At 73.4% G+C, this 10312-nt stretch carries 10 protein-coding genes; 7 read left to right on the top strand and 3 right to left on the bottom strand.

All coding sequences use genetic code 11. The features are described from left to right. Nucleotides 1-120 precede the first annotated feature (120 nt). Entirely contained in the window at nucleotides 121-888 is a 768-nt protein-coding gene (gene fabI, locus ACGFX4_RS22385) for an enoyl-ACP reductase FabI (RefSeq protein ID WP_345699548.1), read from the bottom strand. 2 nt (nucleotides 889-890) lie between these two features. Then, the gene (gene fabG / locus ACGFX4_RS22380) at nucleotides 891-1610 is read right to left on the bottom strand and encodes a 3-oxoacyl-[acyl-carrier-protein] reductase (RefSeq protein ID WP_393077122.1); all 720 of its coding nucleotides are present in this window, start codon (nucleotides 1608-1610) and stop codon (nucleotides 891-893) included. A gap of 250 nt (nucleotides 1611-1860) precedes the next feature. On the opposite strand from fabG, the gene ACGFX4_RS22375 reads away from it, so the two are divergent. From ACGFX4_RS22375 to ACGFX4_RS22345, 7 genes are all read left to right on the top strand, one after another. Next, nucleotides 1861-2988, top strand: a complete 1128-nt coding sequence (locus ACGFX4_RS22375; protein WP_393077119.1) for an MBL fold metallo-hydrolase — start codon at nucleotides 1861-1863, stop codon at nucleotides 2986-2988. A gap of 55 nt (nucleotides 2989-3043) precedes the next feature. Further along, a complete protein-coding gene (locus ACGFX4_RS22370; protein WP_393077116.1) occupies nucleotides 3044-4729 on the top strand; it encodes a protein kinase in 1686 nt (561 codons plus the stop codon). Nucleotides 4730-4820: 91 nt separating this feature from the next. Then, nucleotides 4821-6347, top strand: a complete 1527-nt coding sequence (locus ACGFX4_RS22365) for a TldD/PmbA family protein (RefSeq protein WP_393077113.1) — start codon at nucleotides 4821-4823, stop codon at nucleotides 6345-6347. Further along, nucleotides 6347-7741, top strand: coding sequence for a metallopeptidase TldD-related protein (locus ACGFX4_RS22360; RefSeq protein WP_393077110.1), 1395 nt, complete (start codon nucleotides 6347-6349; stop codon nucleotides 7739-7741). Before ACGFX4_RS22365 ends, ACGFX4_RS22360 begins: the two co-directional genes overlap by 1 nt. Before the next feature lie 51 nt (nucleotides 7742-7792). Then, nucleotides 7793-8356, top strand: a complete 564-nt coding sequence (locus ACGFX4_RS22355) for an RNA 2'-phosphotransferase (RefSeq protein WP_393077107.1) — start codon at nucleotides 7793-7795, stop codon at nucleotides 8354-8356. A 65-nt stretch (nucleotides 8357-8421) separates the two neighbouring features. Continuing rightward, nucleotides 8422-8772 carry a DUF3099 domain-containing protein gene (locus ACGFX4_RS22350; RefSeq protein ID WP_393077105.1) on the top strand — a complete coding sequence of 117 codons (351 nt, stop codon included), beginning with the start codon at nucleotides 8422-8424 and terminating at the stop codon, nucleotides 8770-8772. 224 nt (nucleotides 8773-8996) lie between these two features. After that, nucleotides 8997-9242, top strand: coding sequence for a hypothetical protein (locus tag ACGFX4_RS22345; RefSeq protein ID WP_393077102.1), 246 nt, complete (start codon nucleotides 8997-8999; stop codon nucleotides 9240-9242). Between the two features lies 1 nt (nucleotide 9243). Here ACGFX4_RS22345 and moaA read toward each other — a convergent pair whose 3' ends face one another. Continuing rightward, the gene (moaA, locus tag ACGFX4_RS22340) at nucleotides 9244-10233 is read right to left on the bottom strand and encodes a GTP 3',8-cyclase MoaA (protein ID WP_393077100.1); all 990 of its coding nucleotides are present in this window, start codon (nucleotides 10231-10233) and stop codon (nucleotides 9244-9246) included. Between the last annotated feature and the right edge of the window lie 79 nt (nucleotides 10234-10312).

Genomic DNA, 10312 nt, shown 5'->3' with positions numbered 1-10312 from the left:
CGCGCCCCGCCCCGCGGGCGCGCCCGCCCGCCCCCGCGGCGCCGGCGGGGAGACCCCCGCGGGCCCGGGGCCCGGGCCCGCGGCGGGGCCCGGGCCCCCGGGCCCGTCACAGGAAGGCGATCAGGCGCCGATGGCGTGCAGGCCGCCGTCGACGTGGACGATCTCGCCCGTGGTCTTCGGGAACCAGTCGCTCAGCAGGGCGACGACGCCGCGGGCGGTCGGCTCCGGGTCGGTCAGGTCCCACTTGAGCGGGGAGCGGACGTCCCAGGTGGCGGCCAGGTCGCCGAAGCCCGGGATGGACTTGGCGGCCATCGAGCCGAGCGGGCCTGCCGAGATCAGGTTGCAGCGGATGTCCCGCTCGCCCAGGTAGCGCGCCAGGTAGCGGTTGGTGGCCTCCAGCGCGGCCTTGGCCGGGCCCATCCAGTCGTACTGCGGCCAGGCGAACTGCGCGTCGAAGGTGAGGCCGACGACCGAGCCGCCGTCCTGCATCAGCGGGAGCAGCGCCGTGGTGAGCGACTTCAGCGAGTACGCGGAGACGTGCATGGCGGTGGCCACGGACTCCCACGGCGTGTTCATGAAGTTGCCGCCGAGCGCGTCCTGCGGGGCGAAGCCGATGGAGTGGACGACGCCGTCCAGGGTCGGCAGGGTCTCGCGGACCTTGTCGGCGAGGCCCTCCAGGTGCTCCGCGTTGGAGACGTCCAGCTCCAGGACCTGCACGGGCTTGGGGAGCTTCTTGGCGACGCGCTCGGTCAGGCTGGGGCGGGGCCACGCGGTGAGGATGATCTCGGCGCCCTGCTCCTGGGCCAGCCGCGCGGTGTGGAAGGCGATGGAGGACTCCATCAGCACACCCGTGATGAGGATGCGCTTGCCCTCGAGGATTCCGCTCATGTTCAGTGACCCATGCCCAATCCGCCGTCGACGGGAATGACGGCTCCGGTGATGTACGCGGCCTCGTCCGAGGACAGGAACCGCACGGCCGAGGCGATCTCGGCGGGGGCGGCGTAGCGGCCGAGCGGCACGCCCGCCACGATCTCCTTGCGGCGCTCCTCGGTGAGCACCGCGGTCATGTCGGTGTCCACGAAGCCGGGGGCGACCACGTTGATCGTGATGTTGCGCGAGCCGAGCTCGCGCGCCAGCGAACGGGCGAAGCCGACCAGGCCGGCCTTCGAGGCGGCGTAGTTGGCCTGGCCCGGGGAGCCGGTGAGGCCGACGACCGAGGAGATCAGCACGATACGGCCCTTGCGGGCGCGCAGCATCTTCGCCGACGCCCGCTTGACCACGCGGAAGGTGCCGGTCAGGTTGGTGTCCAGGACGGACGTGAAGTCCTCCTCGGACATCCGGAGCAGCAGCGTGTCCTTGGTGATGCCCGCGTTGGCCACCAGGACCTCGACCGGGCCGTGCGCGGCCTCGATCTCGGTGAAGGCCGCATCGACCGCCGCGGCGTCGGTGATGTCGGCGCGGACGGCGATCACCTCGTACTTGGCCAGTTCGGCCGGGACCTCGCCCGAACGGCTGGTGATCGCGACCTTGTCACCGTTCTCGGCGAAGGCCTGGGCAATCGCGAGGCCGATGCCCCGGTTGCCTCCGGTGACGAGAACCGAGCGGCTCAACGGTCCACCTCTCTCCTGTTTGCACGCGTCTTCACCGTGACGCTATCGGTCGTGCCGAACGACCGGCGCAGTGGCCTCCGACAGGCCCTCCGCCCGAGATCTGTGGCATCCCGACAATGCGTGCACCCACCGCCCGGACCGTGATCGCCGGGAACACCCGGCGCCGCACAGGCGTTGGCCCGAGGGCTCCCGGAACCAGCCGGCGGCCCCCTGGAGACGTCCAGGACGACGCGAACGTGGAGTTGCCCGGATGAGCGACCGACACCCTGGCCGACGGTCCCGACTTCTCGCCCTGACCGCGGCGGCGGCCGCCGCCGGGGCGGTGGCGTGGTCGCTGCGCGACCTGCCGGCGGCGTTCGGGCGCCGGCCCGACCCGCTGGACCCGCGGGTGCGCAACTCGCCGCAGTTCCGGGACGGGGTGTTCCACAACGCGCCGTCCGAGCTGGCCCGCAAGGGCGCCGAGCGGCCGGACTCCGACGCGGTGCGCCGGATGCTGTTCGAGCGGACCGGCCGGGTGCCGAGCGGCCCGGTGCCGCTGGCCCGGCCGGAGCCGGTGGAGCGGGCGGCCGCCGGTGTCGAGGTGGTCTGGTACGGCCACGCGTCGGCGCTGGTGGAGGTCGAGGGCAGCCGGGTGCTGCTGGACCCGATCTGGTCCGACCGCTGCTCCCCCGCCGCGCAGGTGGGCCCGAAGCGGCTGCACCCGATGCCGGTGGAGCTGGAGGAACTCCCGCCGGTGGACGCGGTGCTGATCTCGCACGACCACTACGACCACCTGGACATGGCGACGGTCAAGCGGCTGGTGGACCTGCAGTCCGCGCCGTTCGCGGTGCCGCTGGGCATCGGCGGCCACCTGCGCCGCTGGGGCGTGCCGGAGCACCGGATCATCGAGCTGGACTGGGACGAGACCTGCACGCTCGGCGAGCTCACCCTGACGCTGACCTCCGCGCACCACTTCTCCGGCCGCGGCCTGACCCGGAACACCACGCTGTGGGGCTCCTGGGTGATCGCCGGGCCGTCCCGGAAGGTGTTCTACACCGGTGACTCCGGCTACTTCGAGGGCTACGCCCGGATCGGCGAGCAGCACGGCCCGTTCGACGCGGCGCTGGTGCAGATCGGCGCGTACGACGAGGCGTGGGCGGACATCCACATGACGCCGGAGGACGCGGTGCAGGCGCACCAGGACCTGCGCGCGGAGCTGATGATCCCGGTCCACTGGTGCACCTTCAACCTGGGCATCCACCCGTGGGCGGAGCCGATCGAGCGGCTGCTCGCGGAGGCGAAGCAGCAGGCGGTGCCGCTCGCCGTGCCGCGCCCGGGCCAGCGGGTGGACGTGGACAGCCCGCCGGAGCTCGACGGCTGGTGGGAGACCGTCTCCTGACGGACCGCCGGTAGGCGGTGACGGCGCACCCGTCCGTCCGTCAGGATGGTGCGCCATGGAGGACATCGGGGGATCTACTGAGGCCCGGCCCGCCGTCGGCGAGCTGCTCGCGGGCCGGTACCGGTTGGAGTCGCGGCTGGGCCGCGGCGGCATGGGCACGGTCTGGCGGGCCTCGGACGAGCGGATGCGCCGTCCGGTCGCGCTGAAGGAGCCGGTCATGCCGCCCGGCGTCGATGAGCGGACCAGGGACGAGCTGTGCCGGCGGCTGGAGCGCGAGGCGCAGGCCGCCGGCCGGCTGAACCATCCGAACGTCGTCCGGGTGCACGACGTGGAGGGCGTCGGCGGCCTGCCCTGGCTGGTGATGGAGCTGATCGAGGGCGACGACCTGGAGTCCTGGTTCGCCTCCGGCACGGTCACCGTGGCCGAGGCGGCGGAGATCGGCCGGACGATCGCCTCGGCGCTGGCCGCGGTGCACGCGGCCGGGGTGGTGCACCGGGACGTCAAGCCGGCCAACATCATGCGCACCCACGCCGGCCAACTGGTGCTCACCGACTTCGGGGTGGCCCAGGTGGAGGGTTCCACCGACCTGACCGCCACCGGCGTGGTGATCGGCTCGATGCCGTACCTCTCCCCCGAGCGGGCCTCCGGCCGGCGCCCGACCGCCGCCGCCGACCTGTGGGCGCTCGGCCTGGTGCTGTACGAGGCACTGGAGGGGGTGCACCCGTACCGGCGGGCGTCGGTGCACGGCACCCTGCTGGCGATCGTCGAGGACCCGGTGCCGCCACCGCGCCGGGCCGGGGCGCTGGCCGGGCCGATCATGGCGCTGCTGGAGCGCGACCCGGAGCGGCGGCCGACCGCCGCGCAGGCGGTCGAGCTGTTCGCCGCGGCGCCGGAGCCGGCCGTGTTCACGCCCACGCAGGCGACCGTCCCGCCGGCCCCGCCGGCTTCGACCGCCGTCCTGCCCCCGCCGTCCGACCGGGTCGACTCCGGCCCGGCTCCGGTCGCCGAGCGGACCGTCCCGGAGACCGCACTGCGCTCCCGGGTCCGCCGCCTGGCGGCGCTGCTGCGCCGCCGTCGGGGGCTGGTCGCGGCGGTGGTGGTGGCCGTGGCGCTGGTCGCGGCGGCGGTGGTGGCCGTGGCGCTGGTCGCGGCGGGGGCCGCCGGCTGGCTGCTGTTCGGCCGGGACTCCGCCCCGCCGGCGCGCGGCACTCTGCCGTCCGGGTACGGCAGCCACTCGGTGGGTTCGCTGGGCCTGGGCATCGCGGTCCCGAACGGCTGGACCGAGAGCCTGGGCGCCGACGAGGCGAACTGGCGCAGCCCCGACGCCGGGAAGCAGATCCGGATCAAGGACGAGGGGAAGGCGACCAAGTCGGCCCAGGAGTACGCGCAGGACCGGCTGGACGCGGTGAAGGCCGGCGTGGGCACCTTCTGCAACGACAAGCCGGTGCCGGAGATGTTCCACGTCGCGGTGGTGCACGGCCCCGAGTCGGTGCTGCACGGCGGCGGGGTGGGCGCCTCGGCGATCGAGTACCGGTACTCCACCCGCGCCGAGGACGCCTACCCCTGCCTGGACTACAAGCCGGCCGACCGGGCGATGGAGCAGTACATGGTGCACGGCGGCCGGGTGCTGCACCTGACGGTGACTTTCACCCTGAACTACCAGGAGAAGCAGACCAGCGACCCGGCGCCGGGCAACCAGCAGCTCTACAGCGCGGTCTCGGACTCGATGGCGTTCGGCTGACACGCCGTACCGAAAATCCCCTGGCTCGGAAACCCTTGGGCGGGAATGATGCGATCGGAGATTCCTGCCCGACACCGACCCAGGGAGCCCGATGCCGCCCTCCGCCGTCGACCCACAGTTCCTCGCCTATCCGCTGCACGCGCTGGCCGACGCCGCCCTCACCCGGGCGCGTGAACTCGGCGCCGCGCACGCGGACTTCCGCCTGGAGCGGGTCCGCTCCGCGTCCTGGCGGCTGCGCGACGCCCGGCCCTCCGGCTCCTCGGACTCGGTGCAGCTGGGCTTCGCCGTCCGGGTGCTGCTGGACGGCGCCTGGGGCTTCGCCGCCGGCGTCGACCTGACCGCGGCCGCCGCCGCGAAGGTCGCCGAGCAGGCCGTGGCGGTGGCCCGGCTGTCCGGCGGGATCAGCCGCGCGGCGGGTTCGGCCGATCCGGTCGAGCTGGCGCCCGAGCCGGTGTACGCGGACGCCACCTGGGTGTCGGCGTACGAGGTCAACCCGTTCGAGGTGCCGGACGCGGAGAAGACCGGTCTGCTCGCCGAGTGGAGCGGCCGGCTGCTGGCGCACGACGCCGTCTCGCACGTCGCCGCCGCGCTGCTGACCGTGCAGGAGAACAAGTTCTACGCGGACACCGCGGGCACCGTCACCACCCAGCAGCGGATCCGGCTGCACCCGTGGCTGGAGGCGACCTCCGTCGACGAGAAGTCCGGCGCCTTCGACTCGATGCGCACCATCGCCCCGCCGGCCGGCCGCGGCTTCGAGTACCTGCAGGGGACCGGCTGGGACTGGAACGCCGAACTCGCCGAGCTGCCCGAGCTGCTGGCCGAGAAGATGAAGGCCCCCTCGGTCACCGCCGGCCCGCTGGACCTGGTGATCGACCCGTCCAACCTGTGGCTGACCATCCACGAGTCGATCGGCCACGCCACCGAGCTCGACCGGGCGCTCGGCTACGAGGCCGCCTACGCGGGCACCTCGTTCGCCACCTTCGACAAGCTCGGCTCGCTGAAGTACGGCTCCGAGCTGATGCACGTCACCGGCGACCGCACCGCCGAGCACGGCCTGGCCACCATCGGCTACGACGACGAGGGCGTGGCCACCCAGTCCTGGGACCTGGTCAAGGACGGCGTCCTGGTCGGCTACCAGCTGGACCGCCGGATGGCGCAGCTGAAGGGCCTCGGCCGCTCCAACGGCTGCGCCTTCGCCGACTCCCCCGCGCACGTCCCGGTGCAGCGGATGGCCAACGTCTCGCTCCAGCCGGTGGCCGGCGGCCCCGACACCGCCGGGCTGGTCTCCCAGGTGGAGAACGGCCTGTACATCGTGGGCGACCGCTCCTGGTCGATCGACATGCAGCGCTACAACTTCCAGTTCACCGGCCAGCGGGCGTACGCGATCCGCGGCGGCGAGCTGGCCGGCCAGGTCAAGGACTTCGCGTACCAGGCCACCACCACCGACTTCTGGGGCTCGATGAGCGCCGTCGGCGGCCCGCAGACCTACGTCCTGGGCGGCGCGTTCAACTGCGGCAAGGCCCAGCCGGGCCAGGTCGCCGCGGTCAGCCACGGCTGCCCGTCCGCGCTGTTCCGGAACGTCAACGTGCTCAACACCCAGCAGGAGGCGGGTCACTGATGTCCACCACGCACCCCCACGAGCTGGTCGAGCGAGCGCTGGAGCTGTCCCAGGCGGACGGCTGCGTGGTGATCGCCGACGAGGAGTCCACCGCCAACCTGCGCTGGGCGGGCAACGCGCTCACCACCAACGGCGTCACCCGCAGCCGCCGGCTCACCGTGATCGCCACCGTCGACCGGGTCGAGGGCACCGCCACCGGCGTGGTCTCCCGCGAGGCGGTGACCCTGGACGAGGTGGAGTCGCTGGTCCGGGCGGCCGAGCAGGCCGCGCTCGGCGCCGAGCCCGCCGAGGACGCCCAGCCGCTGATCGAGGGCCGGCCCGCCGACCCGCGGTTCACCGAGCCGCCGGCCGAGACCTCCATCGAGGTGTTCGCCGCCTTCGCGCCCGCCCTCGGCGAGGCCTTCGCCCGTGCCCGCGCCGCCGGCGAGCTGCTGTACGGCTTCGCCCGGCACGAGGTCACCTCCAGCTACGTCGGCACCTCCACCGGCCTGCGGCTGCGCCACGACCAGCCGACCGGCACGGTCGAGCTCAACGCCAAGACCGCCGACCTGACCGGTTCTGCCTGGGCCGGCGCCGCCACCCGGGACTTCACCGACGTGGACGTCGCGGACCTGCACGCCCAGCTCACCCAGCGGCTCGGCTGGGGCCAGAAGCGGATCGACCTGCCGGCCGGCCGGTACGAGGCGCTGCTGCCCCCGTCCGCCGTCGCCGACCTGCTGGTCTACCTCAGCTGGTCGTCCGGCGCCCGGGACGCCGCGGAGGGCCGGTCGGTCTTCTCCAGGGCCGGCGGGGGCACCCGGGTCGGCGAGCGGCTCAGCCCGCTGCCGCTCACGCTGCGCTCCGACCCGGCCGAGCCCGGCCTGGAGGCCGCGCCGTTCGTGATCACCCACTCCTCGGGCGAGAACGACTCGGTGTTCGACAACGGGCACCCGCTCACCCCGACCGACTGGATCCGCGAGGGCGAGCTCGCCAACCTGCTCACCACCCGGCACTCCGCGACGCTCGCCGGGCTGCCGCTCACCCCGCCGGTGGACAACCTGGTGCTGGAGACCACCGCGCCCGACGCCCCGACGCTGGCGGAGATGATCGCGCGGACCGAGCGCGGGCTGCTGCTCACCTGCCTCTGGTACATCCGCGAGGTCGACCCGGCGACGCTGCTGCTCACCGGTCTCACCCGGGACGGCGTGTACCTGGTCGAGAACGGCGAGGTGGTCGGCGCGGTCAACAACTTCCGGTTCAACGAGTCGCCGGTCGACCTGCTCGGCCGGATCACCGAGGTGGGCCGCACCGAGCGCTGCCTCCCGCGCGAGTGGGGCGACTGGTTCACCCGGGCGGCGATGCCGCCGGTCCGCGTCCCGGACTTCAACATGAGCTCGGTCAGCCAGGCTTCGTAGCGCGGTAAATGGGGCGCGGGGATCCTCCCCGCGCCCCTATCGTGGCTCGGCGTGGATGAGAAACGCACCGTCCGTGCCTCCAAGAACCTCTCCCGCATCCTGCGGCACGACCCCGGTTCCGTCGGCCTGGCCCTGGACGCCGCCGGGTGGGTCGGGGTGGACGACCTGCTCGCGGCGCTCGCCCGGCAGGGGCGCCCGCTGACCCGGGCCCAGCTGGACCACGTGGTCGAGACCAACAACAAGCGCCGGTTCGCCTTCTCCGAGGACGGCCGGTCGATCCGGGCCAGCCAGGGGCACACCGTCGAGGTGGACCTCGGGCTGCCGGCCACCACCCCGCCCGGCGTGCTGTACCACGGCACCACCACCCGCTACCTGGACGCGATCCTCCACGAGGGCCTGCGCCCGATGAGCCGGCAGGACGTGCACCTCTCCGCCGACACGGAGACCGCCGTCCGGGTGGGATCGCGGCACGGCCGCCCGGTGGTACTGATCGTGGACGCGGCCGCGATGGCCGCCGCCGGCCACGAGTTCCGGGTGAGCGCCAACGGCGTGTGGCTGACCGACGCCGTCCCTCCGGAGTACCTGCGCCCCACCCCTGCTTCCGGGCGGGTGTGAGGCGGCGTACCGTGAGGAGGCCGTATCCCGTGGACGGGTGCGGACACGGACGAGGGCGGTAGGACATGGGCAAGCGCACCGGCGACCCTGAGGTGCACCGGATCACGGGGGCTCGCAGCAGCCTGACCGAGGACGTCCGGGGGCGCCAGCGGCGCTACGTGATCTCGATGCTGATCCGCACCGTCTGCGTGATCCTGGCCGTGGTGCTGTGGGACGTCCAGCGCTACCTGGCGGTGGCCGCGCTGATCGGCGGCGCGCTGCTGCCGTACTTCGCGGTGCTGATCGCCAACGCCGGCCGGGAGAGGGCGCCGGGCCTGCCGAGCACCTTCGCGATCTCCCCGGAGACCCCGCTGATGCTGGGTCCGGGCGGCACCGGGGGGCGCGGGGCGGCGCCCGAGAACTCGACCTCGGACTGAGCGACCCTCAAGAGCGCTGCGCGGTATGTCCGGTTGTGTGGGCATATGGCGAGCGGAAACCTCAAACCTAGCTCAAATTAATCATGAAAGCGGCGCCCGCACGGCCCTCGCGGCGTGCCATACTTCCTTAGCGCTCCGCATCCCCCGTCGGAGCGACAGACCGACGCCGGGCAGCTCCCCCCGTGGCTGCCCGGCGTCGTCATGCCCGGAATATGATCACTCGCATGGACATCCCCTCGCTCCCCCTCTTCGGCCCGGCGGACGGCCCGGAAGGACCCCCGGTCTGCTCGGCGAAGGGCTGCCGGCAGCCCGCGCAGTGGGTCCTGGTCTGGAACAACCCGAAGCTGCACACCCCGGACCGGCGCAAGACCTGGCTCGCCTGCGAGGAGCACCGCGAGAGCCTCGGCCAGTTCCTCGGTGTACGCGGCTTCCTCAAGGAGACCGTCCCGCTGGACGGCTTCGAGGGGTGAGCTAGCCGCCGATCGCGGACATCGGCCGGTCCGGCTGGTGGAACTCGGGGTTGTCGATCCCGGCGCCGGCCTTCTTGCCCCACATCGCCTTGCGCCACAGCTCGCCGACCTCGGCGTCGCTCGCGCCGTCCCGCAGCGGGCCACGCAGGTCGGTCTCGGTGGTGGCGAACAGGCAGTCGCGGACCTGGCCGTCGGCGGTGAGCCTGGTCCGGTCGCAGGCCCGGCAGAACGGCCGGGTGACCGAGGCGATCACGCCGACCCGGGCCGGGCCGCCGTCAACCAGCCAGCGCTCGGCCGGCGCCGCGCCCCGCGCCGCCGTGGCCTCGGGCGTCAGCGCGAACCGCTCGCCGAGCAGGGCGAGGATCTCCTCGGCGGTGACCATGCTGGAGCGGTCCCACCCGTGCTGGGCGTCCAGCGGCATCTGCTCGATGAAGCGCAGCTCGTACCCGTGCTCCAGGCACCACTCCAGCAGGTCGGCGGCCTCGTGCTCGTTGACCCCGCGCATCAGCACCGCGTTCAGCTTCACCGGGGTGAGGCCGGCGGCCTCGGCGGCGGCCAAGCCGGCCAGCACGTCCTCGTGGCGGCGGCGCCGGGTGAGGGTGAAGAAGGTCTCCGCGTCCAGGGTGTCCAGCGAGACGTTGACCCGGTCGAGCCCGGCGGTCTTCAGGGCGGCGGCGGTCTTCGAGAGCCCGATGCCGTTGCTGGTCAGCGAGAGCTCGGGGCGGGGCTCCAGCCGGGCGCAGGCGTCGACGATGCCGACCAGCCCGGGCCGCAGCAGCGGCTCGCCGCCGGTGAAGCGGACCTCCCGCACGCCCAGGTCGCGGACGGCGATCGAGACCAGCCGGACGATCTCCTCGTCGGTGAGCAGGTCGGGCTTGGCCAGCCACTGCAGGCCCTCCTCCGGCATGCAGTAGGTGCACCGGAGGTTGCAGCGGTCGGTGAGGGAGACCCGCAGGTCGACGGCGCGCCGGCCGAAGGTGTCCAACAGCATCCGGCGCTCCCTGCTCCCGACGACAGACTGGCCCGGCCACGCGGATCGCGGGCCGGGCCAGCTTAGCGGGGCACTGCGA

It is taken from the genome of Kitasatospora sp. NPDC048365, assembly GCF_043200835.1.
GTDB classification, from domain to species: domain Bacteria; phylum Actinomycetota; class Actinomycetes; order Streptomycetales; family Streptomycetaceae; genus Kitasatospora; species Kitasatospora terrestris.
Note: the sequence above shows the minus strand (reverse complement) of the source record. Positions and strands in the feature narration are given on the sequence as shown.